At 64.0% G+C, this 24,020-nt stretch carries 25 protein-coding genes; 9 read left to right on the top strand and 16 right to left on the bottom strand.

Annotated features, from left to right (window positions below):
• Positions 1 to 67: 67 nt before the first annotated feature.
• From H7K34_RS03075 to mhpA, 3 genes are read left to right on the top strand one after another with little or no spacing between them, the layout of a single operon-like run.
• Positions 68 to 1,198, top strand: coding sequence for a VOC family protein (locus H7K34_RS03075; RefSeq protein WP_264059807.1), 1,131 nt, complete (start codon positions 68 to 70; stop codon positions 1,196 to 1,198).
• Positions 1,195 to 2,130, top strand: a complete 936-nt coding sequence (locus H7K34_RS03070) for a fumarylacetoacetate hydrolase family protein (RefSeq protein WP_264059806.1) — start codon at positions 1,195 to 1,197, stop codon at positions 2,128 to 2,130. The genes H7K34_RS03075 and H7K34_RS03070 overlap by 4 nt, the downstream gene beginning before the upstream one ends.
• Positions 2,127 to 3,686: a bifunctional 3-(3-hydroxy-phenyl)propionate/3-hydroxycinnamic acid hydroxylase MhpA gene (gene mhpA / locus H7K34_RS03065; RefSeq protein ID WP_264059804.1), complete on the top strand. Its 1,560-nt coding sequence runs from the start codon at positions 2,127 to 2,129 to the stop codon at positions 3,684 to 3,686. Before H7K34_RS03070 ends, mhpA begins: the two co-directional genes overlap by 4 nt.
• On the opposite strand, the gene H7K34_RS03060 is transcribed toward mhpA, so the two are convergent.
• From H7K34_RS03060 to efeU, 4 genes are all read right to left on the bottom strand, one after another.
• Positions 3,664 to 4,551 carry a universal stress protein gene (locus H7K34_RS03060; RefSeq protein ID WP_264059802.1) on the bottom strand — a complete coding sequence of 296 codons (888 nt, stop codon included), beginning with the start codon at positions 4,549 to 4,551 and terminating at the stop codon, positions 3,664 to 3,666. The two genes, mhpA and H7K34_RS03060, sit on opposite strands and share 23 nt — an antisense overlap.
• A 154-nt stretch (positions 4,552 to 4,705) precedes the next feature.
• Entirely contained in the window at positions 4,706 to 6,007 is a 1,302-nt protein-coding gene (gene efeB, locus H7K34_RS03055) for an iron uptake transporter deferrochelatase/peroxidase subunit (protein WP_264059799.1), read from the bottom strand.
• 2 nt (positions 6,008 to 6,009) lie between these two features.
• Positions 6,010 to 7,194, bottom strand: a complete 1,185-nt coding sequence (gene efeO, locus H7K34_RS03050; RefSeq protein ID WP_372510684.1) for an iron uptake system protein EfeO — start codon at positions 7,192 to 7,194, stop codon at positions 6,010 to 6,012.
• Between the two features lie 37 nt (positions 7,195 to 7,231).
• Complete coding sequence (gene efeU, locus H7K34_RS03045) at positions 7,232 to 8,842, bottom strand: iron uptake transporter permease EfeU (protein ID WP_308203172.1); 1,611 nt, start codon at positions 8,840 to 8,842, stop codon at positions 7,232 to 7,234.
• 141 nt (positions 8,843 to 8,983) lie between these two features.
• On the opposite strand from efeU, the gene H7K34_RS03040 reads away from it, so the two are divergent.
• Complete coding sequence (locus H7K34_RS03040; protein ID WP_264059796.1) at positions 8,984 to 9,727, top strand: SDR family oxidoreductase; 744 nt, start codon at positions 8,984 to 8,986, stop codon at positions 9,725 to 9,727.
• A gap of 89 nt (positions 9,728 to 9,816) precedes the next feature.
• Entirely contained in the window at positions 9,817 to 10,233 is a 417-nt protein-coding gene (locus H7K34_RS03035; RefSeq protein WP_264059793.1) for a hypothetical protein, read from the top strand.
• A 54-nt stretch (positions 10,234 to 10,287) separates the two neighbouring features.
• Here the strand turns inward: H7K34_RS03035 and H7K34_RS03030 are convergent, their stop codons facing one another.
• Positions 10,288 to 11,121: a DUF3097 domain-containing protein gene (locus H7K34_RS03030; protein WP_264059790.1), complete on the bottom strand. Its 834-nt coding sequence runs from the start codon at positions 11,119 to 11,121 to the stop codon at positions 10,288 to 10,290.
• 181 nt (positions 11,122 to 11,302) lie between these two features.
• Between H7K34_RS03030 and H7K34_RS03025 the strand changes: the two genes are divergently transcribed.
• On the top strand, positions 11,303 to 11,590 hold the full coding sequence (locus H7K34_RS03025; protein WP_264059788.1) for a DUF3349 domain-containing protein: 288 nt from the start codon (positions 11,303 to 11,305) through the stop codon (positions 11,588 to 11,590).
• Here the strand turns inward: H7K34_RS03025 and H7K34_RS03020 are convergent.
• Genes H7K34_RS03020 through H7K34_RS02995 form a run of 6 tightly spaced genes read right to left on the bottom strand, consistent with a single transcriptional unit; the run spans position 11,587 to position 17,706 of the window.
• The gene (locus tag H7K34_RS03020; RefSeq protein WP_264059786.1) at positions 11,587 to 12,543 is read right to left on the bottom strand and encodes a patatin-like phospholipase family protein; all 957 of its coding nucleotides are present in this window, start codon (positions 12,541 to 12,543) and stop codon (positions 11,587 to 11,589) included. The genes H7K34_RS03025 and H7K34_RS03020 overlap by 4 nt on opposite strands.
• The gene (locus tag H7K34_RS03015; protein ID WP_264059784.1) at positions 12,540 to 13,610 is read right to left on the bottom strand and encodes an ABC transporter ATP-binding protein; all 1,071 of its coding nucleotides are present in this window, start codon (positions 13,608 to 13,610) and stop codon (positions 12,540 to 12,542) included. Before H7K34_RS03015 ends, H7K34_RS03020 begins: the two co-directional genes overlap by 4 nt.
• A 2-nt stretch (positions 13,611 to 13,612) precedes the next feature.
• A complete protein-coding gene (locus tag H7K34_RS03010) occupies positions 13,613 to 14,455 on the bottom strand; it encodes a carbohydrate ABC transporter permease (protein WP_264059782.1) in 843 nt (280 codons plus the stop codon).
• Positions 14,442 to 15,392, bottom strand: a complete 951-nt coding sequence (locus H7K34_RS03005) for a carbohydrate ABC transporter permease (RefSeq protein WP_264059779.1) — start codon at positions 15,390 to 15,392, stop codon at positions 14,442 to 14,444. The genes H7K34_RS03010 and H7K34_RS03005 overlap by 14 nt, the downstream gene beginning before the upstream one ends.
• Positions 15,389 to 16,714: an ABC transporter substrate-binding protein gene (locus H7K34_RS03000; protein WP_264059777.1), complete on the bottom strand. Its 1,326-nt coding sequence runs from the start codon at positions 16,712 to 16,714 to the stop codon at positions 15,389 to 15,391. The genes H7K34_RS03005 and H7K34_RS03000 overlap by 4 nt, the downstream gene beginning before the upstream one ends.
• Entirely contained in the window at positions 16,681 to 17,706 is a 1,026-nt protein-coding gene (locus H7K34_RS02995; protein WP_264059774.1) for a sigma-70 family RNA polymerase sigma factor, read from the bottom strand. Before H7K34_RS02995 ends, H7K34_RS03000 begins: the two co-directional genes overlap by 34 nt.
• A 187-nt stretch (positions 17,707 to 17,893) precedes the next feature.
• On the opposite strand from H7K34_RS02995, the gene H7K34_RS02990 reads away from it, so the two are divergent.
• Positions 17,894 to 18,250, top strand: a complete 357-nt coding sequence (locus H7K34_RS02990) for a DoxX family protein (RefSeq protein ID WP_264059772.1) — start codon at positions 17,894 to 17,896, stop codon at positions 18,248 to 18,250.
• Here H7K34_RS02990 and H7K34_RS02985 read toward each other — a convergent pair.
• Positions 18,247 to 18,669, bottom strand: a complete 423-nt coding sequence (locus H7K34_RS02985) for a hypothetical protein (RefSeq protein ID WP_264059769.1) — start codon at positions 18,667 to 18,669, stop codon at positions 18,247 to 18,249. The two genes, H7K34_RS02990 and H7K34_RS02985, sit on opposite strands and share 4 nt — an antisense overlap.
• A gap of 65 nt (positions 18,670 to 18,734) precedes the next feature.
• Between H7K34_RS02985 and H7K34_RS02980 the strand changes: the two genes are divergently transcribed.
• The gene (locus H7K34_RS02980) at positions 18,735 to 18,872 is read left to right on the top strand and encodes a hypothetical protein (protein ID WP_264059763.1); all 138 of its coding nucleotides are present in this window, start codon (positions 18,735 to 18,737) and stop codon (positions 18,870 to 18,872) included.
• Positions 18,873 to 19,076: 204 nt separating this feature from the next.
• On the opposite strand, the gene H7K34_RS02975 is transcribed toward H7K34_RS02980, so the two are convergent.
• The gene (locus tag H7K34_RS02975; RefSeq protein ID WP_264059760.1) at positions 19,077 to 19,877 is read right to left on the bottom strand and encodes a ketosteroid isomerase family protein; all 801 of its coding nucleotides are present in this window, start codon (positions 19,875 to 19,877) and stop codon (positions 19,077 to 19,079) included.
• Positions 19,877 to 20,449, bottom strand: a complete 573-nt coding sequence (pncA, locus tag H7K34_RS02970; RefSeq protein ID WP_276059237.1) for a pyrazinamidase PncA — start codon at positions 20,447 to 20,449, stop codon at positions 19,877 to 19,879. The genes H7K34_RS02975 and pncA overlap by 1 nt, the downstream gene beginning before the upstream one ends.
• Positions 20,450 to 20,504: 55 nt before the next feature.
• Here pncA and H7K34_RS02965 point away from each other — a divergent pair, with 55 nt between their 5' ends.
• Entirely contained in the window at positions 20,505 to 21,461 is a 957-nt protein-coding gene (locus tag H7K34_RS02965; protein ID WP_264059755.1) for a DoxX family protein, read from the top strand.
• A gap of 4 nt (positions 21,462 to 21,465) precedes the next feature.
• Here the strand turns inward: H7K34_RS02965 and H7K34_RS02960 are convergent, their stop codons facing one another.
• Both H7K34_RS02960 and H7K34_RS02955 read right to left on the bottom strand, forming a co-directional pair.
• Entirely contained in the window at positions 21,466 to 21,927 is a 462-nt protein-coding gene (locus H7K34_RS02960) for a gluconokinase (protein WP_264060497.1), read from the bottom strand.
• A 38-nt stretch (positions 21,928 to 21,965) separates the two neighbouring features.
• On the bottom strand, positions 21,966 to 23,960 hold the full coding sequence (locus H7K34_RS02955) for an ecdysteroid 22-kinase family protein (protein WP_264059752.1): 1,995 nt from the start codon (positions 23,958 to 23,960) through the stop codon (positions 21,966 to 21,968).
• Positions 23,961 to 24,020 lie beyond the last annotated feature (60 nt).

The following is a 24,020-nucleotide window of genomic DNA, read 5'->3' as shown; positions in this document are numbered from 1 at the left end:
TCACTGTTGAGGATTTCGTCAGAAACCTTGACGAAGCCTTAGTCTCTATGTGACGATTTCGTCAGTTATGTTGAACTCCGAAGATCCACACCGCGACCTGCACAGCGAGCAGGGCGCACTCCCCGGCGAACACGCCGGACGGTCACCGAATCCGGTGATCAAGGTCGTCGACATCGCGTGGCTGGAGTTCGAGAAGCCCGACCTGACGCGCGCCGAGGCGTTCGCGCTGGCCTTCGGGTTTGCGTCGTCACAACACGGTCCTGAGGAGATTGCGCTGCGTGGCACGCAGCCGGGTGCACCGTGCGTGATCGTGCGGCGGGGGCAGCGAACCCGATTCACCCGAGCGGCCTTTCGGGCCGGTGACGAGGCCGACCTGCTGCGAATCGCCGACAAGTTCGGTATCCGAGCGCTGCCGCTGCCAGAGACTATCGGCGGCCTGTCCGTCGACCTGACCGACCCCGGCGGGATGCCGGTGCGGGTGGTCGCGGGTATGCACGAACTGCCGAAACTGTCGGACCAGCAGCCCCACACGTTCAACTTCGGCGACAACGCGCGGCGCATCAACATCGGCCAGCGTCCCGCGCGCGTCCCCGCTCGAGTGCAGCGCCTGGGCCACCTGGTGGTGCAGACGACGAAGTACCTCGAAACCCTGAACTGGTATCTGGACAACCTGGGGATGGTCGTCAGCGACTTCTTGTTTTTCCCGGGGCAGCGCGACCGCGGACCGACCATGAGTTTCATCCGCTGCGATCGAGGATCAATGCCCGCGGATCACCACACGCTCGCGGTGGCCCTGGGGCCGGCCAACCGTTACATCCACTCGGCTTATCAGGTCAGCGATCTCGATGCCCTGGCCGCCGGTGGCGAATACCTGCGAGAGCTTGGCTACTTCCGATCCTGGGGAATCGGCAGGCATATCCAAGGCAGCCAGATCTTTGACTACTGGCGCGATCCCGACGGCTTTTTGGTCGAACACTTCGCCGACGGAGACCGATTCGACAACACCGTCGAACCCGGCTGGGCGCCGTTTAGCGCATCCGGCCTGGCTCAATGGGGCCCACCGGCAACCAAAGACTTCCTGGGAACCGCCCTGAAATCGGCCGGCCACGAACTAGTTTCGATGATCGCTGCGCTTCGCGCCCGCAACGAGTTTGATATCAGCCGCCTGGTCGGCCTACTGAAAGTACCCACATCATGACCGTTTCCGTACTGCGCACTGCTGACGCCTGGTGGCTCAAAACCGAAACCGGCGTCGCGAAGATCGACACCACCGCGACCACCACCGGGGCGCTGTTGTCCGATCGGGCAGCAATCGAAGCCGCTGCAACCGCAGACTCCGTCGCCGTGGAAGGCCTCGCGTTGCTCTCCCCCGTGACCCGACCTTGCCGAGTGGTCGCTCAGATGACCAACTTTGAGTCGCACGTCAGAGATGCCGGCATGGACACGGCGTCGATTCCCCTGACGTTCTTCCGCAAAGCGTCGGCATCGATCAACGGCCCGTTCGACGACATCGTCAAGCCCCCGCACGTCCAGCTGCTCGACTACGAGGTGGAGATCGGATTGGTGATTGGACGGGCCATTCCGGTCGGCACAACGATTTCCGAGACGAACTTGGCGGAGTTCATCGCCGGACTGGTCGTCACCAACGATGTGTCCGCCCGCGATGTCCAGCTTCCGCAAACCCAGTTCTACGAGGCCAAGTCGTATCCGACATTCACCCCGGTGGGGCCGGAGCTGGTGTTGTTGACGGCCGAAGAACTCGCCCGCTTCGGCGATCTGCGGCTGCGTCTGAGCGTCGGCGGCGTCGAGCGGCAGAACGCGCTCGTCGACGGCGACATGTTGTATCGGCCGCTGCAGGCGCTGCAGGCGCTCACCGGATTCCAGGAACTCGCCCCAGGTGACCTGGTGCTGACCGGCACACCGGCCGGCACCGCGTTGCGCGCGCCGTCGAAGCCGGTGGCGATGATTGGAAACCTGTTGCCGACGACTCTCAAGTGGAGGATGTTCTTCAGTCGTCAGGCCGGCAACCCGAAGTATCTGCAGCACGGTGACATCGTGGCGGCCTCCGTTGCCACCGACGACGGCGCCATCGACCTCGGAGCACAGCGCAACGCCATCCGATTCGCATGAGCGCTAACGCTATTCGGCACATTACCGTCGTTGTCGTCGGCGCCGGGCCAACCGGCATCACCGCCGCCACACTGTTGGCACAGTACGGCGTGGACAGTGTGGTTCTCGATCGCTGGCCCGGCGTGTACGCACAACCCCGCGCCGTGCATCTGGACGACGAAATCTACCGTGTGCTTGCCCGGCTCGGTATCGCCGACACCTTCGCCGCGATTTCGCGGCCGACGCTGGGTTTGCGATTGCTCGACAATCGATTCCGCGTCCTTGCCGAGTTCACCCGCGACACCTCCCTCGGCCGAAATGGCTTCCCGCAAGCCAACATGTTCGACCAGCCGGAGTTGGAGGCGGTGCTGCGGACAAACCTCCTGCGCCACCCGCATGCCGAGCTTCGTGGCGACGTCGAAGTTACCGATGTCGCCGAGGTCGGGACGCGTGTGCGCGTCACCTTCACCGACCGCACCAACGGCACGGTGCACCAGGTCGACGCCGACTACCTACTGGGCTGCGACGGCGCTAACAGCTTGGTGCGCACCCAAATAGGCTCAACCGTAAAAGATTTAAACTTCCAGCAGCGGTGGCTGGTGGTCGACGTCGCGACTGATGCCGACCTGCGCCAGTGGGAAGGCGTGCACCAGGTATGCGACCCGGCTCGAGCGGGAACCTACATGCGCATCGGAGCGTCCCGCTATCGCTGGGAATTTCAGTTGCGCACAGGCGAATCTGCCGACGACTTCGCCACGCTGGCCGCCTTGCGGCCACTAATCAGGCCCTGGACTACCGGCGTCGCGGACGGCGATCTCACGCTACTGCGCGTCACGGAGTACACGTTTCGCGCTCAGATCGCACAGCGGTGGCGCCGGGGCAACATTTTCATCCTCGGCGACGCGGCGCACCTCACTCCCCCGTTTATCGGCCAGGGTATGGGGGCGGGCGTGCGCGACGCGATGAATCTGGCTTGGAAGATTGCCGGGGTTTACCACGGAGCGCTCGCCCCGGACGTTCTGGAAAGCTATGAGCAGGAACGCAAACCGCACACACGGCACATGATTCGCTTGGCACTCAACGTCGGTCGCGCGATGACCGGCGGCGCCCGGGTGGGCAACGTGCTACGCCGCCTGGTGCTGCCGCGACTGCTGCTGATTCCCGGCTTGCGCGACAAGGTCGTCGACTCCACCACGCCGGCACTGCCATCGTCGGCGTTGGTGTACGCATCGTGCCGGCCCGGCCGCCTGGCCGGCACACTGTGTCCGAACCCGCTGCTGCACGATGGTCAGCGGCTCGACGACGTGCTGGGAGCCGGTTTCGCACTAATCACTACCCGCAGCCCTGGTGTCGCCGCAGCAGCCGCGATGCGGCAATGCGGCGTTGTCGTGCTCGTTACCCGGCCGGGCGACGCGCTCGCGCAGTGGCTGCACGGTGGTCGCGCCACGGCTGCGCTGGTTCGCCCCGATCGGACGGTCATGCGCGCCGGACGCGACGTCGCCGCGCTGTGCATATGGGCGTCCCGCGTCGTCGACGGCCGATTCGGCCAGACCCTTACGTCGGCCGGGCGACGATGACCGGCACTCGCACCGAGTGCAGCACCGTGTTACTGACCGAGCCCAGGATCAGGCCGGTGAGACCGCCCCGGCCGTGACTGCCCACCACCACCAGCTGCGCCTCCGTGGATCTCGCCTGCTGGATCAGCTGTTGGGCCGGCAGATCGCGGACGAGCAGCCGGCGCACCGTGACATCGGGATAACGTTCACGCCAGCCCGCCAGGGTCTCGGCAAGACTACGTTCCGCTTCGCCCTGCACCGCCTCCCAGTCCAATCCCGGAAGCTCGAGCACGGCAACGTCGCTCCAGGCGTGCAAAGCCACCAGATCGACGCCGCGGCGCGACGCTTGGTCGAACGCGATCGCGATTGCGAGTTCGGAGGCCGGTGAACCATCGATCCCCACCAAGACGGGGCCGTGCAGCGGGTCCGGCAGATCTTCATCACGGATGACCGCCACCGGGCAGCTGGCATGCCGCACCACAGTCGAACTCACCGACCCGAGCAACCCGCGCGCCAACAATCCACGACCGGAGCTGCCCACGACAACCATCTCGGCCTCCGCGGACAACTTGATCAGGGCAAGCGCCGGAGTCGAATACACCGACTCCGTCCTGATGGTGACCTTCCGATGCTCCGGCATGGCATCCTGGGCCAGCTTGAGCGCATGAGCGATATTCCTGCGTGCCTCGTCTTCCAGCTTGACCAACAGCGAATCCGGGTAGGGAACCGGTGGATAGGTCGCGGTGGGAGTCACCACCGCGTGGAACAGGGTCAGCGGAATGCTGCGCATCGCCGCATTGCGCGCCGCCCACACAACGGCGGCATTTGACGCCGGCGAGCCGTCGACCGCGACGACGATACCGAGTTGCTGGACAGGTGCCGACATTTCGTACTCCTTTCGTCAGGAGTAACGCTATTGACCCGCCCCCTGGCCGGTCGTGAGACTTTAGTCCCCAACCCGCGGGACTTCAGGGCCTTCGTGCGGGTGCCGGCGTTGGCGAGCAGTTCTCGCTGATGTTGGTCTCCACGCCGAGACTTGCTCAGCTGAACAGACTTTGCCCGATGCAGTGGCCCTCAGCGGGCGCGGGTGGCACCGCGAAGATAGCTGACCCGATGTGACGGATGTACTCGTTGAGCAGATCGTTGGCGCCGAGCCGATTCTGCAGACGAACAAAATCTTGCGGATCTTTTTGATACGAGATGAACAGCAATCCGGCGTTCAGTTGGCCATTCGGGTCAAGGCCGTCGGTGTAGTTGTACGGGCGTCGACGGATCATTATGCCGTCGTTGTTTTCCCGGGCGGCCAAGCCGACATGTGACAACGGATCGATGAGCGGGTCGCCGTCGGCACCTTTGGCGGTGAAATTCGGTGTATCGAATTCGGACTCGCCGCTTAGCGGCGCCCCTTCTTCCTTGGTACGGCCGAAGATCTTCTGCTGGTTGCCGATTCGATCGACATCCCACGTCTCCAGCAGCATCCGAATCTTGCGGACGACCTGATAGGTCCCGCCGTTCATCCAGGGTTGATCGCTGTTGTCGACCCAGACGAAACGTTCATACTCGGCGTCCGTGCTGACGTTGCGAGTACCGTCTTTGAACCCCAACAGGTTTCGCGGCGTCTGCTGGCCGGGTCCGGCCGACGCTCGCCCAAAGCCCAGCACAGCCCAGAATGGCGAGACGATATTGCGGCCAAGGCGGGCCAGGTTACGGACGGCGTGGTAGCAGACCTGCGGGTCGTCCGCGCAGGCTTGTACCGACAAATCCCCGCCGTGCAAACGCGGATCCAGATTGTCTCCGTTGAGCGGCGGCAGATCGGTGAACACCGCTGGACGACGCGCGGCTAGCCCGAACCGATCGCCGAACAACGACGGCCCCAACCCGATCGTGGCGGTGAGACTGGCGGGACTCAGCCCATAGGCCTCCCCGGTATCGGTGGGCGGCTGCACTTCGACCTGCGGCTGGACGTTTCCGATGGGCTTGCCCCGCTGCAGTACCGCGACGGCGGCAGACCAGCGTGCCAACAGCGCTTGTAGATCGGCGCGACCGGCGCCCGCGGCCAGCGAGAACGACATGAATACGGCGTAACGCTGTGGGAGCGTGGCGATTCCGCCCTGGTGGGCCTGGCCGTAAAAGGGGTAGCTGCGACGTAGGTCGACGGTGTCGTCATCGCCATCCCGATGCCCGGTCGCCCAGGCATGGCCCGCGAACCCACCGCCGACGGCACCGACGGCCGTCCCGGTGAGCCCGGCCACCATCGCGCCGCCGAGCATCCGCCGGCGCGATACCGATGCAGCGTCGGCCGGCGTGGTGTCGGCGGAGTCGACCAGCTCGTCGTCGGCCATCGTCAGTTGGCTGAGACCACTTTTTGAGCGACCATCGAAAGGCTCTGGTGCAGCGGCTGAATCACCGCGGTCAGCTTCGATGCATCGCTGCCCTGCAGCACGGGCGTGTAGGTTCGATAACCGCCCAGTGCCGACGGGTCGCGGTAGCCGTCCAGGACATTGAGCACCGCGCGGAACTGTTGGTCAATCTGATTGACCAGATTGGCATCGATCTTCTCCAGCCCCGGCCGCAGCGAAGCGTACGCTTGTTGAGCCCCTTCGACATTGCCAGAGAAGTCGACCAGGTCGATGTGGCTGAAGGCTTCCTCCTCGCCGGTGATCTTGGTGTTCTGCACCTCTTCGATCAAATCGCTTGCGCCGTTGGCCAAGTCCTCTGGCTTGTACTGTAGGCCAGCGACCACATCCTTCAATTTCCCTACGTTAGCCACCAATTCGGTACTCAGGGCCTTGGTGCCGGGAGTGATCGCCCCGCCCTGCCAGAGGTCACGCTCGATGGCGTGGAAACCCTTCCACCCGACCTTCGCATCGACGGGAGTGGAGGTACGCATGTCGATCAGATAGTCCAGGCTGCCCGCGTTGTCGCCAACTGCGAAGCCCGGCAGCACAAAACCCTCGACGGTGGATTCCGCACGCTCGTAAAACAGTCGGGCTTTGGCGTAGGCGGCCTTTGAGGCGTCCAGGTTGCCGGATTGGATCGCCGCATCTAGCGCCTTCACGCCGTCACCGAGCTGACCGATCTGATTGACGATATATGTCGCATAGTCCTTGGTGCCCTGGCTCAGAATGCTCGCCACCGTGCCCGTCGGTCCTGGCGGCGCCTGACCCGTCACCGTCAGCGTTTGATATTCGGAGCTCGCACCCGGGCAGTACAGCTGATACGAGCCGCCATCCAGGGTGATTGTGAACGACACCGGGTTCAGGCCGGGCGCGAGGTTCTCCTTCTCCCCGACGATGCGCTGGTCCCTGAGCAACTCCATTTCGGTGATGCCCGGCGCACTGGTGTTGACCACGGTGAAGGTCACCGGCCCGGCCGGCACGCTGGTGGTGTCCAGTGCGCAGCCGTCTTGTCCTCCGGAGTTCGCCATCGTCACCTTGACGGCGTTCGTCCCGCCGGGTTGACCGGCCTGCCTGGATTTCGAAGGGCTGGACTGCCCGTTCGAGTGGCTGCATGCGGCCACCGGCAGCACCGTCGCCGCAACAAGAACTGTTGCCGTCAGCCAGAATTCACGAGACCGGCACGTTACCAGGACGGTGCGATTCGCTATCACTGGATTTCCTCTCCTGTTCGGCTCGCGCGATGCCGCGCATCGAGATTATGGCGCCAACGGCACAAGCCAGCGCAAAGCACGCTAGTACCAACGGAAGCCAGACATTCCATAGCTGGCGCTCGGCGTGTTTCTGGGCGCTGGCGACGATCTCGGCCGCAGTCGAGTGGTCTTCGGCACCGGACGTCGACCAGTCCGTCGGTAGCCCGCCGAGGCTGACGGTCTTGGCCCCGGTCAGCCCGCCGCCGGTCAGAATCGCTGTGCGGTTGCTCGTCGCTTGCGCATTTATCACGGAATCGCCCTGCGCGAGCACGGTATACACCGTGGTCGTTGACCATTGGCCCCGAAACGGTCCCGGAGTGCGGCCAACCGCGAGTCCGACCGGTAGCCGGCCCCCCGTCATGCTCAGTAACTGATCCAGCGTGACCGCCTCCGCGCCATCGGAGCCGGCGGCCTCCGAGCCTTGCCACAGCTGTACCGGCAAGCCGTCCACGGTCTGGTCGCCTACCGGGGCAAGCGGAATGCTGCGGACGGTCGAGGTGCCCTGCGGGGTGACGGACAGCGCGGGTCCGGGCGATCCGGTCAGCAGCGACACCCGGGCGGTGTGGCCGGTCCGGTCAGCGACGGTGCGAGCGCGCACGGTCGGCGACGAGCTACCGGCCGGCACCGCGATCGCCAGCACCGCCGCAACGACGACCAGCGCCGCCGAGGCGGCCGCCAGCAACCGGCACCGAGTTCGCGGCGTCACCGCAAGGCGCGCGGGCCACAGGAAGGCGACAAGCACTGGCGCCGCATACAGCAGCCAGCCCAGCACCTCGATCAGGCGCGGGTCGGTGGGTATGCCGAACACGCCTGCGAGCAGCGCGCCCAAAACCGACTGGCTCGGTATCCAGGCCGAGAAGTCGAGTATCTGTCGCTGGCCAATAGTCACCCAACCGGCCTCGTGTGCGGTGCGCAACGCGCCCAGCACCAGTCCGGCGGCGATCAACACCAAGAACACTCCAGTGATCCGGAAAAAGCGGCCGAGATTGAGCTTCAGGCCACCGAAGTAGAGACCGATGCCCAGCACGACCGCCACCCCGATCCCCACCGCGCCGCCCAGCACGGCGAACCACCGGTTGCCGTGCGACGTTTCCGCGGCCGCCAACAGGAACACCGACGTCTCAAACCCCTCCTTGAGGACGGCGAGGAACGCCATCACAACGAGCGCGAGCGCACCGCCACGATTCAGCGCCTGTTGAGCTTCGCGTTCGAGTTCTCCCTTGAGCCGCATGGCATTGCGGTTCATCCAGATGATCATCGACGTCACGAACACCGCGGCTATGGCGTTGATGACGGTCTCCATCATTTCTTGCTGGGCTTGCGGCAGCGTGGCCGAGAACAGATCTAGGCCGACGCCCACCGCAATGCTGATCAGCACGGCCAAGCCGACGCCGACAAACATCGGACGGGTCGATTGCCCGTTCCGCTTGAGGAAGGCGGCAACGATGCTCACAATGAGCGTCGCCTCCAGGCCTTCTCGTAGGCCGATGAGGAATGTGCCGAGGAAAACGCCGAATACGCCCTGCATGCGTCCGATTCCGGTCCCGCGCATCGGAACCTTCGACTTAGCCTAACCTAACTTTCGGTCGTAATTAAGGCATGGCTTCTGCCCGATCGTTCTGCCAATGTCGTAGGCAATGAACGTTTCACCGGCAGAGGAGTGCACCCGATGAAGATCGCCGTAGCCGGCGGGACCGGGAAAACGGGACGCCTCGTGGTCGAGCGCCTCACCCGCGACGGTCACCAGCCCGTCGTGCTTGCCCGTGGGCAGGGAGTCGATCTGGTGCAGGGGCACGGGCTCGACGACGCGCTGCGCGGAGTCGACGTCATCATCGATGTTTCCGACCTCAAAACGACCAGCGCGAAGAAGTCGATTCACTTTTTCCGGACCGCAACGGCCAACTTGCTCAAATCCGCCGCACGCAACGATGTGAGGCATCACATCGTGTTGTCTATCATCGGAATCGACCGAGTGCGCAGCGCCTACTACCTGGGCAAGCTCGCGCAGGAGCAGGAAGTCATGGCGAGCCCAGTGCCATGGACCATTTTGCGCGCCACCCAATTTCACGAATTTGCGCAGCAGATTCTCGATCAAGTGCCCGGGCCTATCGCATTGATTCCGCAGATGCAGAGCCAGCCAATAGCGATGCGCGAAGTATCGGACCGACTCTGTGAACTGGCGGCGGGCAGCCCACAACAGCAGATAGTCGAGCTCGCGGGACCACAGGTGGAGTCCATGATCGACATGACCCGACGGCTGATCGCGCGCCGAGGACAGCATCGCCCGGTGGTTCCACTACGGCTACCCGGGCGTGCGTTCAGAGCAATGGCGAATGGGGCGCTGTTACCGCAGGCATCGGGACCGCGCGGCACTGAAACCTACGAGCAATGGCTCGCCGGCATCGGCAGCTAGTCCGCTTCACCGGGAGGACAACAGATGTCAAAGACGAACCTGGACAGGCGCAATGTCACATCTACCGACGTTGCGCCGTCATAGATGTCATGAACTCCTTCCTCTACCGCGCGTGTCTGTTTGTGCTAACGCTGTCGGGCGTGTTTGTGGGCTGCTGGGCCTACTTCGCTCCGCTGAATTGGTACAACACTTTTCCCGGTATGGGCCTGCGATGGTTGCCTGTCCTCGGCCCGTACAACGAGCATCTCGTCAAAGACGTCGGCTCGATGTATTTGGCCTTGACCGTCCTGAGTGCCCTGACGCTCGTCTATCTCTCGAATCGGACGCTACGGATTGTCACAGCGGTGAGCTGGACGACGTTCAATCTGTTGCATCTGATCTACCACCTGACCATGCTGCACATGTATGGAACCCGCGACGCCATCCTCAACGTGATCGCTCTGGGCGGGGTTCTGCTTTGCTCGATGGCGCTGGGTCTCCCAGCGCGGCCGAATCGGCCGAAATGAGTTCCTCCGAGCCGTATTTAACGCAAGACGTGTCCGGCAAGTGGGCCGAGCCGATCAGCGGCCAGGCTCCGTCACGAAGTCGATGAGTTCTTCGACTTTGCTGATCAGCGCGGGTTCCAGATCGTTCCAGTCGCGCACCCGCGACCGGATACGCCGCCATGCCCTGGCGATGTCGGCCTGGTCGGCGTGCGGCAAACGGAGCGCCTGGCACGCGCCGTGCTTCCATTCGATGTGTCGCGGCACGTCGGGCCAGGCCGTCAGGCCGAGTCGCTGCGGCTTCACCGCCTGCCAGATGTCGACATAGGGATGGCCGACGACCAGGGTGTCGGGGCCGCCCGGCCCCCGGCGCACAGCCTCGGCAATCCTGGCCTCTTTCGAACCCGTGACAAGGTGGTCGACCAGAACGCCGAGCCGGCGGCCCGCGCCGGGGGCGAACTCCGCGACGATGCCGACGAGATCGTCCACGCCGCCGAGGTGCTCGACGACGACACCTTCGATGCGCAGGTCCTCGCCCCAGACCTGGGCGATGAGTTCCGCGTCGTGGCGGCCTTCGACATAGATACGACTGGCTCTCGCGACACGGGCGCGAGAGCCAGGTACCGCGACTGAGCCCGATGCCGTCCGGCTCGTGGCTGCGGGCGCCGCGCGGCGCGGTTCGGTGAGGATCACCGGACGGCCCTCCAGCAGGTAGCCGGGCCCCAGCGGGAAGCCACGGACGTGGCCATGGCGGTCTTCCAAGTCGATGCGTCCGTACTCGACCCTGACCACCGCACCGACATAACCGGTCTCGACATCCTCGACGACAAGACCCAGATCAGCAGGGTGTTCGGTAGAGCGCGGCTTGCGCCGACCGGCGGCCAGCACGTCGGTTCCGTAGCGATCCATCACGCGGCAATACTAGGAACGCCCACGACCGAAACTCGTGACCGGCGCGCCCATGGATGGGCGCAAAGGAATCGGAAAGATTGACGCACTGGCTGTAAGGACCGCGTTGCTTTACCGAAAAAACGACGTGGCCGCTGCTAACTTACTTGGAGCGCTTGACGGCGCGAGGTAATGAGGTGGAAGCATGGGGATGCCCGATCTGGTGTCGAGGGCTGTCGCGTTTCTGCGCGCCGGCTACCCGGCTGAAATGCCGCTGAGCGGCTACCTGCCGATGGCGGCGCTGTTGCCCCGGCGCGTGACCGATGACGAGATCGTCATCATCGCAGGCGAATTCATCGCGCGGGGAACGTCTCCCATCACCGCCGTCGACGTCGGAGTCGCGATCTTTCGGATCACCAACGCGCTGCCCTCACTGGATGACATTCAGCGCGTCGAGCGTCGCCTCGACGCGATTGGGTGCGCGCGGCGCTAGTCTCCTGCGACTGGGCCCCCACACGCCTGAAGATAGTCGGCATAGTTCCAGGTCTTCAAGAACTCCTGGCCCGCGAGCAATCCTCGGCGGTAGAGAGCATCGCGTTGTTCGGCGGTGATGTCGAAGTCGATCGGGCTCACCTCATCGGCCGGAACGAAGATGGTGCGCCTCACCGTGCACGGATCGTCGATGTAGGCGTTGTCCTGATTGCTCACCAATGTCTCGATTGCGGCAATGCCCAACGACACCGGCCCATGCACGGGATGCGTGGGCGGGATGCCGGGCCGCGCCGATAGCCGGATCCCGAATGTCGGCCACCGCGGCTGAGCCCGGTCGAACAGCTCCACGGGAAAGCTCGACAACAAGCCGCCGTCGACCCAGGTGGCACTGCCCACCCGCACCGGCTCGAACACGTAGGGAATCGCCGCCGAGGCGTGCACCGCGCGTGCCACTGGGAATTCGTTCGGGTCGATCCCGTACGAATCGAGGTCCCATGGAATGCGGACCAACCGGCGCCGGGACAGATCACTCGCGGTGACGACCAGCGACCACGCGAATTGTTCGGGTCCCTCACCGGTGCGCAGGTCGCCGAAGGTCCGCACACCCAGGTCAGCGAGCAGACCGGCCAGCAGGTGCTCGAGATAGGCGCCGCGGTAGACGCCATCTGATACCAGCAATGAGAGTCCCCCGCCGATGAGTGGAACAAGCCCGATTAGGTTGCGGTCCAAGAACTTTCGGTAGTCAAGCGAGCGCATAATCTCGGCGAGCCGGGTCAGCGGTTCGCCGGCCGCTTGCAGGGCTGCCACCAGCGAGGCAACGATCGCGCCCGCGCTTGTTCCGGCGACGCGAGGAAAGCGGTAGCCGGCCGCAGCGAGCGCGTCCACCGCCCCGACCAGGCCAATGCCCCGAACGCCGCCGCCTTGGCACACCAGGTCGACCGAGTCCGTGCTCACGAGAGCCGCTCGCCGTCGACCCCGAAGAAATGCAGTTGTCCGGGTTCCGGATGCAACCGAACCCTGCTGCCTTTCTGCGGCGGATTGTGACCGTCGACGCGTGCAACGACGTTTTGTGCGATTACCTTGCCGGCGTCCGCGATTCGGCCATACAGGTAGGCGTCCGCACCGAGCTCCTCGACCACGTCGACCTCCATTTCCACCCCAAGGCTGCCCAGTTCAAAGTGTTCCGGTCGAACCCCAACCACGACCTCACGTGCCGCGCTTCCGATTTCACGCGGCAGCCGGATCGGCCAATCCCCGAGCGAGACAGCGGAATCAACAATGGGAAGAGTGAACAGATTCATCGCCGGAGATCCGATGAATCCGGCGACAAAGACGTTGGCTGGGTTCCGGTAGAGCTCGCGTGGCGCCGCGAACTGTTGCAATATGCCGTCGCGCAGTACTGCGACACGGTCGCCCATCGTCATGGCCTCGACCTGGTCATGGGTGACATAGACCGTGGTGGTTTTGAGCCGACGCTGCAAGGCGGCGATCTGATTGCGGGTCTGCACGCGTAATTTCGCATCGAGATTGGACAACGGCTCGTCCATCAAAAACACCTGTGGGCGGCGCACGATTGCGCGTCCCATCGCCACCCGCTGGCGTTGGCCACCGGAGAGATCTTTGGGTTTTCGGTCCAGGTATGGCTGCAAGTCAAGCAATTTCGCCGCGTCCAGCACCCGCTCGCGGATCTCGGCTTTCGGGGTTTTGGCGATCTTGAGCGCGAAGCCCATGTTCTGGGCCACCGTCATATGCGGATAGAGGGCGTAGTTCTGGAACACCATGGCTACGTCGCGATCTTTGGGATCGACGTTGGTGACGTCGCGATCGCCAATCCGAACGCGCCCGGCGTCCAGGGTTTCCAATCCGGCCACCATCCGTAGCGAAGTCGTCTTGCCACAACCCGATGGCCCGACCAGAACCACGAACTCTCCGTCATCGACCGACAAATCGAGACCGTCCAGGGCCGGCCGATCCGCACCCGGATAGCGCCGCGTTGCCTGCTCGAAGCTCACCGAAGCCACCGTTACCCACTCATTCCGGTCACCGCGATACCACGGACGAACGAACGTTGGGCGACCGCGTAGATGATGACCAACGGCACCATGATCAGCATCGAAGCCGCCATGATGATCGGCCAGCGCGCGACGTATTCGCCCCGCAACCGGACCAGGCCAAGCGTCAACGTGGCCAGGCTGTTGCGCTGAAGCATCAGCAACGGCCACAGGAAGTCGTTCCAGACGTTGACCCAGGTGAGCACGGCGAGCACCATCACCGCGGGCCTGGCGTGGGGCAACAGAATCCGCCAGTAGATCTGCCACGGCGAGCAACCGTCGAGAATTGCCGCCTCCTCGAGATCGGTTGGCAGCGTTTGGAAGAACTGCCGCATGAGATAGGTGCCGAACGCACTGCCGAACAAGCCCGGCACGATCATCGACCAGGGAGTGTCCACCCAGCCGGCGATCCGCATCATGATGAACTGTGGGATCACGGTGACGGTCAGCGGAACCATCAGGGTGCCGAGGTACAACACAAAAAGCGTGTCACGGCCGCGAAACTGCAGGCGCGCGAAGGCATATCCGGCCAGTGAGCAAAAGAAGACCTGTCCGGCTGTGACGCATCCGGCATACAGCACGGTATTGAAGAACATTCGCCAAAAGGGCATCACCGCGAACACCTCGGTGTAATTCGACCACTGGGGGCGGGCAGGTAGCAGCTTCGCCTCGCTGATCTCACCTTCCCTTTTCAGCGAGCCCGAAACTGCCCAGGCAATCGGGAACAGCCAACACCACGCGATGCCGACCAGCGCGGCGTAGACCGGAACAGCGCGAAGCACGCTGCGCTTGACCACACGCTCAGCTAAGGCCACGGGATGCCTCCAAGGAACGCTGCCGGGTGATCCGCAATTGCAGCACGGTCAGCACTAGCAGGATGGCGAACATAACCCATGCCAGTGCCGAAGCATAGCCGAATTCCAGAAAGGAGAAGGCGTGCTGAAACAGCATGATGCCCAAGACATAAGTCGACGTTTCCGGACCACCGTTGGCCCCGTTGAGCACATAGACCACGTCAAACGCCTGAAACGCGTGGATGATTGAAATGACGACGACAAAAGAGATCGCCCCACGGATCAGCGGCAGCGTGATGAATGCGAATTGGCGGACTTCGCCAGCACCGTCGATCTTTGCTGCCTCGTACAGGGTTTCCGGAACTCCTTGCATTGCGGCCAACAAGATGACGGTAGCGAACGGAACGCTCCGCCACACACTGATGGCGCACAGCGACGTCATCGCCCAGTTGGGGTCTACCAGCCACGGGACCGGGCCGAGCCCAACCCAACCGAGCATGATGTTGAGCAACCCATTGTCGGTGTTGAAGACGAACTGCCACACGACGGCCATCACCACCGACGAGATGGCGAGCGGCATGAAGACGATTGTCCGGAAAATCGTGATGCCCTTGACTTTTCGGTTGAGCACGCCGGCCACGACGAGACTGATGAGAACGGTCGGCACGACCGTTCCGAGCGTAAAGACCACGGTGTTGCGAATCGCGATGAGGAACAGCGGATCAGAGGTGAACAGATTTTCGAAGTTCGCCCACCCCACGAACTTTGGCGGATTGAACACGTCCCACTGCTGAAAGCTCATGTACAACGAGAAGCCGAGCGGGAAGAGCATGAACACCGTGACCGCGAGCAGGTTCGGTGCGACGAACAGCCGCCCTGCCCATGCACGTCGGCGCCAAGGACGCAGTCCCTTGGGCAATGTCTCGCCGGCCGGCGTGGATTCAGCGGTTGAGATCATGGGTTTCGCAGAACCTCGTCGACTGCGTTCGACAACCCGGTCAGCGATGTCGCCGGGCGGGAACCGCGCAAGACGGGTCCCATGTTGCGATCGACCAGCGCTGCGATTTTTTCCCATGCCGGCGTAACGGGCAATCCTTCGGAATGGGACGGCCCTTCGGTGAGCACGGCAAGGTTGCGAATCCTGTGGTGGGCGTTGGCGAATCCGTCCGACGCGAGCACAGACCGCAAGACCGGTACGAACAAGGATGTTTCAGCGATCACGGCCTGCCCGACGGGCCCGGTGGCGAACTTGACGAATTCCCACGCCTGCTCTTTGCGTTTGCTGGCCCCCGAGATGGACAGTCCGGTGGTGCCGATATTGGAGCAGGCGTTGCGCCCCTCGGGTAGGGATGGGCCTACCGGCAGCGGGGCGACATCGAAATCCAATCCCTCGGCCCGGATAAAGGTCTGGTATCGCCAGTGACCACCCAGCGCGATCGCTGCCTTGCCCGCGGCGAACAGATCGGGCGTCGACATCGACTGCACCTCGGAAGCGTCGGGTGCCACGTTGTGCTTGTTAGCGAGGTCGGCGTAGAACTGCACCGCCTCCATGAACGCCGGGTTGTCGAAGTTGAAATGCGTCGGGTTCCGCAGCGGCGTCGACCACGGCACGCCATTGTTCAACGCGAACAACCCGGCGGAGTAGTACGAGATAAAGGTGTTGACGAAACCCCACTGCGTGACCCGCCCCGATGCGTCCCTCTTGGTCAACGCTTTGGCCGTGTCCAGGAATTCGGCGAATGTCCACTTCTTGTCCCAGGCCGTGGGCGGGGGCGCGACGCCGGCGTCGGCGAATAGCCGCCTGTTGTAGTACAAGTAGTTTCCCGACCACTGCTCCGGAAACGCGGATTGCCCGCCGTCGAAGGAGAACGTGTCAAACAGCCGCCCAACGCTGTCTGCCTTCAACTGGGCAGCAAAGGCCTGATCACGCGCCAAGAAGTCGTTGAGGTTCTGCAACACTCCCCGGGCAGCCAACTCGGCATAGCTCAGCTCCCACGTCTGCAACACATCTGGACACTTACCGCCCGCGCAAAACGTGGACAGCTGCTGCATCACGCCCGGCCCAGACCGCACCACCCGAACCTTGATGTCGGGATGGCGGCGCTGGAATTCATCGACGACACGCAGGCGCGCAGCCGCCTCGTCCGGGTTGGCGGCGAAAAAGAACGTCAAGGCGTCGTCGTCGGAAGCACAGCCGCCGACCCACGGCACCAAAGTCGCGGCGGTGAGCGCGCCAGCGCCTCGCATCAGGGTTCGCCGTCCGAACGGCTTACCGAGCATCGTGCTCCCGTTCTCGCCTCATCGCCGACGACGCCCGCCGGCCATGTCTCATGTCCTTGGTACCCGATGGGGCTGAGATCTGCCTGACACGCCCCCGGCGGCAGCGCAAGAACGGCCCGATGCAGCTGGTCGGTGTCGGCGCTGATGTCGATGGCGTGGATGCGATTGTCGGCCCCGATGCCGAGCCGCAACAGGATCTGGGCGCGCCCGCGGGGCGCGATCACGACGCCGGGCACACCGTCGATCAGCATGACGACACCGCGCTGTGCGCGGGTGGCGAATCGACGGGTCTCCTCGGCGACCTCGCGGGCTCCACGCAGCTCGGCGGGCACGTCGTCGGGAATCAGCAAGCGGTCGACCCGACGCACCACGTCGGGAGCCAACAACTCGAGCAAGGTCGCGATGTCACCGCCGCGGGACGCCGCCAGAAACGCCTCGACGACCTCGAGATGCTGGGCCAAGCGGCCGGGTTGCGCGGGCGTGCCCTGATGCAGTCGCGAACGGGCCCGACTCGCCAGCTTCTTCGCGGCCGTTGGCGACCGGTCCAGCACCTCGCCGATCGTCTCGAAGGGCACGGCGAAAACGTCATGCAGGACAAACGCCACACGCTGCGCAGGTGACAGTCTGTCCAGCACGACTAGCAACGCGCTGCCAACCGAGTCGGCCAGCAGCACATCCTCGTCTGCCGGTGCGGTGGCCGCCAGCCGATCGAATTCTCCCGCGTCGGCCAGCGGCTGCTCGGCGCGCTGCTTGCGAGCCCGAAGGTGATCGAACGCGTCGTGCGCGGTGATAGTCGTGAACCAACCGGTCAGGTTGTCGATGCCGTCGATGCCGGCCGCTCGGCTGGCCTTGAGCCATGCCGACTGCACCGCGTCGTCGGCATCGGCTATCGAGCCGAGTAGCCGAAACGCCACCGCCCGCAAGTGCTGACGATCCGCGTCGAACCGTTGTGCCAGATCGGCGAGGTCTGCCCCATTTTTGGTTGCGCTCATGGGGTCACCTTTTCCGCGCGCAAGTCGTCAAGAAGACGACCACATCGATCGAAGTCCCTGCCCCAAGCAGACCAGCACCATGACCCTACCGATTGTGCGCCGTGGCGCGCGCAGCAGCCAACCGGCTCGCCGGTGCGGAAATAGCTGCACCACAACGGATTGAACGACATAAAAGGAGCTGATTCGAATGCACACCGCGTCCCTGGTGATCACGTTGATCACCGCGATCATGAGCGGCGGGATCGCCGTCGCCGACTTCATCCCCGCGAAATTCGTCCTGGCAAACTCCGCCGAGGTCGGTGTGCCGCGTTCGTGGATACGGCCGCTGGGAGCGGCCAAGCTCGCCGGGGCCGTCGGATTGGTTGCCGGGCTGCTGGGTTTACCGGCTTTGGGTATCGCGGCCGCGGCCGGCCTGGTCCTGTTTTTCGTCGGCGCCGTAGCGACTCACCTTCGGGCACACGTCGTGTACAACATCGCTTTCCCCGGCGTGTTCCTGTGCCTGTCGGCGGCGTGCTTGGCGTTGCTGGTAGCGCAGCGCTACTAACTCACGCGGCTTTTGACGGCTTCGTCCTGCTTCTTGGCGACGTCAAGCACGAAGTCCTGCGGCGCGGCGTCGTTGGGTCCGCTGTCGAACTCGAGGTCGACGACGACCTTGCCCTCGGCGAACACCACGTAGGTCACCGATTTGGTGTTATCGGGCGACGGGCCGACCACGATGATCCCGTTCGTGCCCACCGAGAACGGCTGCGGGGCACCCGTGACGTATTTGCTGAGCGAGGCGGGGCGATCTTTGGCCCCTTGAGCCGCCGCGGCCGGATCGGTGAAGACCACGAGGAGGTCGTCGATGGTGTGGGTTTTGGCGTTGTTACTGAAGGTCACCGCCACGCCGGCCACGCCGCCTGGGTTCTGTTGCGGTGGGCCCAATGTCGTGTCGGCCCCGATGTCGCTGGCCGAGATCAGCAAGTTGGAGTAGTCAGCCAGTGGCGCCGTTCCCGACGGAGCCGCGCTCGACGCGGACGACGAGGCTGATGAGCTCGACGACGCCGCTGAAGTCGACGAGGACGTCGACGACGACGATGACGATGACGATGACGATGACGATGACGATGACGATGACGATGACGACGAGGAAGAATACTTTTCGTCTTTGCCACAGCCTGTCGTGACAGTCAGCAAGGCAGTGATCGCCACCCCAACACCGACGGTTCGTACCACACTCATCGTTTGCCTCCGTTCCATGACAGCTATTTCTACGGCACCCATCACGTCCTCGGCAATACATGCGACCATGCGATTCGCGTTGTCACGCGAGCTGCGGTGACCTGCAAGCTCCACGGCGGTGCGGGTGAAGACCTAATCAGCACCCGCGGTCAGGCAGGAAAATAACGGATCTGGGTGATCGCTTTGCCCCGCCAAGCCACGTCGGCGAACATGACGCCGCGCCCGTGACTTGAATTGAGCGAGACGGCGACCGTGGATCCCGCACCGACCGTCTTGGTCCAGGTCGCCCCGTTGAGCGCCTCCGCGAACTCGGCGATATCGAGCGGATCTTTGTCACCCAAAGTAATTGTGGCAGAAGGCGATAGTGCGCGCGCAGCGATGGATGTGTCGCCACGTGAAACAACGCCGAGGAAAGTCTGTACCAACCGCTTGTGCCGCGCGCCTGGCCGGCGAAAGCCGCTCAAGAAACCCGCGGTTCCCGACAGCCCCTGATTGCCCAGCAGAGCTCGCGACAGTGCCACGCCGGGCGACATCGCCCCCGATCCGGTTCGCAGGAACTGCAGCATCATCGCGGGCAACTCCCAATACGCCCGTAGACGATCAATCTGCCACTGCCCGTTCGCTTCTCGAAGGTCGTAGCGCAGAAACGCCGGAATGTACATCGTGACGGCCGAACCCATAGCCACCTCGAGCTCGAGATCACGAAGCACCACAGTGCCGACGACGATGTCGAGATCACGATGGAATGTGATGTCGCGCGGACCGATAAAGGTGTCGTAGAAGTTCCCGATTTCTACGCGGCCCACATGCGGTCGCGAACCGACCGGGTCTTCGATTCGGCCGTCGCCGGCGAATAAACCCACCCATCCATCGCGGTCATGCGCGGCGGCCGCCCGTGGCGACCGTTCAACCGCGGCCAGCAGCGACTCTCTGTCCAGCGGGACCACCATCAGATGGCCCCAATCAATTCGACTCCGGCACTTCGCATCCCTGCCAAGGCTTCCGCGGCCGAAGTTGGCGTCACCGCCGCCGTCAGGTTGACCAACACCCGGGTGCTCAAGTGATTGCGTGCCGCGTCCTCGGCCGTCCTGCGGACGCACTGGTCAGTGGCGATGCCGACGATGTCGACTTCGTCGACGCCGCGCTGCCGTAACCACTCGAGTAGTGATGTCCCGTGCTCGTCGGAGCCTTCGAAACCGCTGTACGCCGCGGCGTGCGCGCCCTTGCGGAAAATCGCCTCGATCCGCCGGGTGTCGAGGTCGGGGCAAAAATCCGCTCCGGGGCTTCCGGCAATACAGTGCGGCGGCCAGGACGACGAATAATCCGGGTGCTCGGAGAAATGGTCACCCGGGTCGACATGGAAGTCCATGGTCGCCACGACGTGTTGGTCACCGGGCTGGTCGGCCAGATGCTCGTTGATGGCGCCGGCCAGTGCGTCGCCACCGGTCACCGGCAGCGAACCGCCCGCGCAGAAGTCGTTTTGTACGTCGACGATGATCAACGCTCGCACGCGCTCCACCATATCGCCGTTAGCTGGGGCGATGTTTGTTTGCGAACTCGTCGGGTAACCCCCTGCCATGCTGATCCGCAGAATTGCACGGCCGCTGTTGTCGGTTGCCTTCATCGGCCAGGGAGTTGAATCGCTGCTCAATCCCAAGTCAGCGGCGGAAGCCGCGGCGCCCGCAGTGGACGGTCTGCAAGCGCTGCCGGACCAGGTGGCCCGCAGCATGCCGGACGACCCCCAGACGTTCGCGCAGGTGACCGCGGCCGTTCAGATCGGTGGCGGGTTGCTGCTCGCCACCGGCAAGCTGCCGCGGCTTGCGTCTGCCGTATTGGCGGTCACGGTGCTGCCGGCCAACTTCGGCAACTACTCCTTCTGGACCGAGGCCGACCCAGAGCGCAAAGCCGCGCTGCGGCGCGACTTCCTCAAAGACCTGAGCCTGGTAGGCGGATTGGTAATCGCATCCGCCGATACCGCCGGCAAGCCATCGCTGGGATGGCGTGGGCGGCGCGCGGCCGAGCGCCTTTCTGAGCGGGTGTCTTCGGCGCTCCCGGGATCTGACGACGCATTGCTCGACACCGACTTCGGCGACCTCGGCGAAAGAATCGCGCACGGTCTGCATATCGGCGCCGAACGTGGCCGCGAACTGGCCAACACCGCGGCCGAACGCGGCGCCCCCTACGCCGAAGTGGCCCTTGACCGGGGCCGCGAACTGGCCAGCGTCGCCGCCGAACGCAGCGCGCCGCTAGCCAAAAAGGCACGCAAGCGGGGCGAAAAGTTTGCCGACGAGCTTGCCGAGAAGGCCGAAAAGGCGCGCAAGCGAAGCGAAAAGCTAGCGGAGGAGGCCGCCGACAGAGCCAAACCGCTGGCCAAGAAAGCCCGCAAGCGCAGTGAAAAGCTGGCCAGTAAGGCCCGCTACCGTGGTGAGGAGCTCGCCGAAACCGCACGTACCCACGGCAGCCAGTTTGCCGACGCCGCGCGGGAACGAGTCGGTTCAGAGGTCAAAAGCCGGCGGCGCAAGCTCCCCTGGTGATCGTCTAGACCGCGAGAAACTCGTCGATGATGGTCTCGACGTCTTGATCAATGTCGACGGCGACACCGGACTCGTCGGCCCCCAAGGGTTCCAACACGTCGAATTGCGACCGCAGCAGTTCCGCTGGCATGAAATGGTCTGGCCTGGCTGCCAATCGAGCGCTGATCACGTCCGGTGAGCCGCGCAGGTAAAGGAACTCGACGCGCGGACAGTGTGCGCGCAGCTGGTCCCGGTATGTGCGTTTGAGCGCCGAACAACTCACTACCCCGCCATCACGTTGGCCGGCTAACCACTCTCCGACTCTTTCCAGCCAGGGATAGCGATCGGCGTCGTCGAGCGGTTGCCCGGCACCCATCTTGGCGACGTTGGCCGGTGGATGCAGACTGTCGGCGTCCACGAAGGACACGTGCAACCGTTGTGCGAGTGCAGAACCGACCGTCGACTTGCCCGATCCGGAGACACCCATCACCACAATGTGTGACGCCACGGCGGTCGGCACCGCGGCTAGGTCTGTTGCGCGACGTTACGATTCCATTCCATCCAGCCGACGCCGGTGCGGCCATCCGTGGTATCAATGCTGACCCAGGCGCGCGCGAACTCGCTTAGCTGTCCGTCGGGGCCGGTCAGCAGCACCGGTGCGTGGCCACGGATATCCACTTCGCCGCTGATCCCACCCGGGTTGAGACTCAAGCTCATCTTGAGCGGTAACCCGTTGTCTTGAAAAGCTCGTGGATTGGTCACGGTGTGAAGCTCGGTGACGTTTCGGTCGGGGTCCTGGATGTAGCCGATGCCCACCGGGGCAACGTTGGGAATGTTGATGTCCAACCCGTGCAAGTGGGTTCCATCATCCAAGTGCAGCGCGCTCCACATCCAATCCATGCTCCACCAGTCGCGCACACCCCACGAGTGGTCACGCTGTCCCGGCACGGAATCCATCCGGTAGATGGTGTCGTTGACGGTGACGGTTCCCGTCACGGTGCAAGGGATTTCGTAACGCGTCGTCACCCGGTACTTGTACGGGGTGCCGTCGGTGGACCACACCAAATTCATCGTCATGTCGACGGGAGTTCCCGGTTCTCCGCGCAATATGGCCGAGGGGTCCGAATAGGACTGACCCTGGGCACGCACATCGACGCGGTAAGTCTGCAGTGGCGCGCTCGCGGCATGGCCGATTTCAAAGGCGTCGGTGCGCAACACCCACGGGTCTGACGGCAACGGCATTTCGTAGTCGAGAACGGCGACCGTAGGAAGATCGGGTCCGCACAGCAGCACCTGAACCCAGGCCGCCTGCTGGTTCGCGACCAGACCGATGCGGAACCAGCCGCCGAATCCCTCTGCAGCATCCACGAAATCGGCATACCAACTCTCGCTCCACAGCGATTCACCGGTGGGGACATGTGCGAGTTCGTCGTCTTCCGAGGGTCGCAGCGGCTCCGGTGCCTCCGCATTCGGCAGCGTTGCCAACGCATCGGTATCGAGCACATGATCGCAGTGCCGTTGCAACATCGTCATGAACATGCGGTCGCCGCGCTCGGTGCGTTCCACCAATATCGACGAAACGATCGCCATCATCACGCCGAAAAAGCCTTGTCGGCGAACACCTTCGGCGACGTCGGCAAGCGTGATGGACGCCTGCGGCCCGAGTGCCTCGTGGTAGGCGCGTAGTAATCGGTCGTAGTGCTCCCGGCGATCTTCGGTCGGCAATGCGCAACCGAGGAAGTAAGCCAGGTCAGTCAATGCCGGTCCCCAGGAAACGGTCTGCCAATCGACCACGGTCAGCGCTCGGTCGGCTCCATCGACACCGAACAACAGGTTGTCCAGCCGATAGTCGCCATGGACCAGGCCCTGCACCGCGTCCCGCTCCGCTTCGGCGGCCAAGTAGGCGTCGAAAGCACCGACCAGGCGCTCGCACACCATGCGGTGCGCCGGCGCGATCTGGTCGCCGTAACGGTCGAGGAAACCGGCATAGAGCGGCCCGATCATCGACTGGTTCAGCGGAGCATCCCGGTTGAGCCACGGCGCTTCCGCCAGTGACGTGTCGCCGAGCAGCGGACCGTGCAGCCGCCCCAACTCGACAACCCCGATGGTCGCCTGTTCGATTGTGGCACCAGCGATTTCGTCACCGACTGTCGCCGGGCCGGCGTGGCCGAGCAGCAGGTCGAACACTCCCGTCGAGGTATTGATCTCGGCGTGATAGCACGGCGCGATCGGGCCGCCCAGGCGTGGCGCGATATCGCGGTAGAACCGGACTTCGCGCTCGTAGAGACCCAGTGCCAACCCCGTCTGCCGACTCACCGGATCGCTCGCCGCGACCTTCAACACCACCGACTCCGGTCCCGCGGCCCCATCGGTGTAGCGCAGGCGCACGCGGTAGCACTCACTCATTTGGCCGGTACCGATGCGCTCGGTTTCGAAGTCGGCGACCTCTCCGGCGCCGATCGCGGTGGTCAGCCACGAAGCCGTGAGATCACTAGGTCTTTCGACTGGCTGGGTCTCCATTGACGTCCTCTGCCCGAATCTTGTCGCTAACGACTTTCCCGTGCCAGGTCAGCGTGCCAG

Origin of the sequence: Mycobacterium montefiorense (genome assembly GCF_025823255.1) — a bacterium.
Lineage (GTDB): Bacteria > Actinomycetota > Actinomycetes > Mycobacteriales > Mycobacteriaceae > Mycobacterium > Mycobacterium montefiorense.
The sequence above is the reverse complement of the archived record's forward strand: the minus strand, read 5'-3'. Positions and strand labels throughout refer to the sequence as shown.

Coding starts and splice junctions, on each gene's coding strand:
- H7K34_RS03075 (WP_264059807.1), top strand. CDS start 68: ATGTTGAACTCCGAAGATCCACACCGCGACCTGCACAGCGAGCAGGGC.
- H7K34_RS03070 (WP_264059806.1), top strand. CDS start 1,195: ATGACCGTTTCCGTACTGCGCACTGCTGACGCCTGGTGGCTCAAAACC.
- mhpA (WP_264059804.1), top strand. CDS start 2,127: ATGAGCGCTAACGCTATTCGGCACATTACCGTCGTTGTCGTCGGCGCC.
- H7K34_RS03060 (WP_264059802.1), bottom strand. CDS start 4,551: ATGTCGGCACCTGTCCAGCAACTCGGTATCGTCGTCGCGGTCGACGGC.
- efeB (WP_264059799.1), bottom strand. CDS start 6,007: ATGGCCGACGACGAGCTGGTCGACTCCGCCGACACCACGCCGGCCGAC.
- efeU (WP_308203172.1), bottom strand. CDS start 8,842: ATGCAGGGCGTATTCGGCGTTTTCCTCGGCACATTCCTCATCGGCCTA.
- H7K34_RS03040 (WP_264059796.1), top strand. CDS start 8,984: ATGAAGATCGCCGTAGCCGGCGGGACCGGGAAAACGGGACGCCTCGTG.
- H7K34_RS03035 (WP_264059793.1), top strand. CDS start 9,817: ATGAACTCCTTCCTCTACCGCGCGTGTCTGTTTGTGCTAACGCTGTCG.
- H7K34_RS03025 (WP_264059788.1), top strand. CDS start 11,303: ATGGGGATGCCCGATCTGGTGTCGAGGGCTGTCGCGTTTCTGCGCGCC.
- H7K34_RS03005 (WP_264059779.1), bottom strand. CDS start 15,392: ATGATCTCAACCGCTGAATCCACGCCGGCCGGCGAGACATTGCCCAAG.
- H7K34_RS03000 (WP_264059777.1), bottom strand. CDS start 16,714: ATGCTCGGTAAGCCGTTCGGACGGCGAACCCTGATGCGAGGCGCTGGC.
- H7K34_RS02995 (WP_264059774.1), bottom strand. CDS start 17,706: ATGAGCGCAACCAAAAATGGGGCAGACCTCGCCGATCTGGCACAACGG.
- H7K34_RS02990 (WP_264059772.1), top strand. CDS start 17,894: ATGCACACCGCGTCCCTGGTGATCACGTTGATCACCGCGATCATGAGC.
- H7K34_RS02980 (WP_264059763.1), top strand. CDS start 18,735: ATGAGCTCGACGACGCCGCTGAAGTCGACGAGGACGTCGACGACGACG.
- H7K34_RS02975 (WP_264059760.1), bottom strand. CDS start 19,877: ATGGTGGTCCCGCTGGACAGAGAGTCGCTGCTGGCCGCGGTTGAACGG.
- pncA (WP_276059237.1), bottom strand. CDS start 20,449: ATGGTGGAGCGCGTGCGAGCGTTGATCATCGTCGACGTACAAAACGAC.
- H7K34_RS02965 (WP_264059755.1), top strand. CDS start 20,505: ATGCTGATCCGCAGAATTGCACGGCCGCTGTTGTCGGTTGCCTTCATC.
- H7K34_RS02960 (WP_264060497.1), bottom strand. CDS start 21,927: ATGGGTGTCTCCGGATCGGGCAAGTCGACGGTCGGTTCTGCACTCGCA.
- H7K34_RS02955 (WP_264059752.1), bottom strand. CDS start 23,960: ATGGAGACCCAGCCAGTCGAAAGACCTAGTGATCTCACGGCTTCGTGG.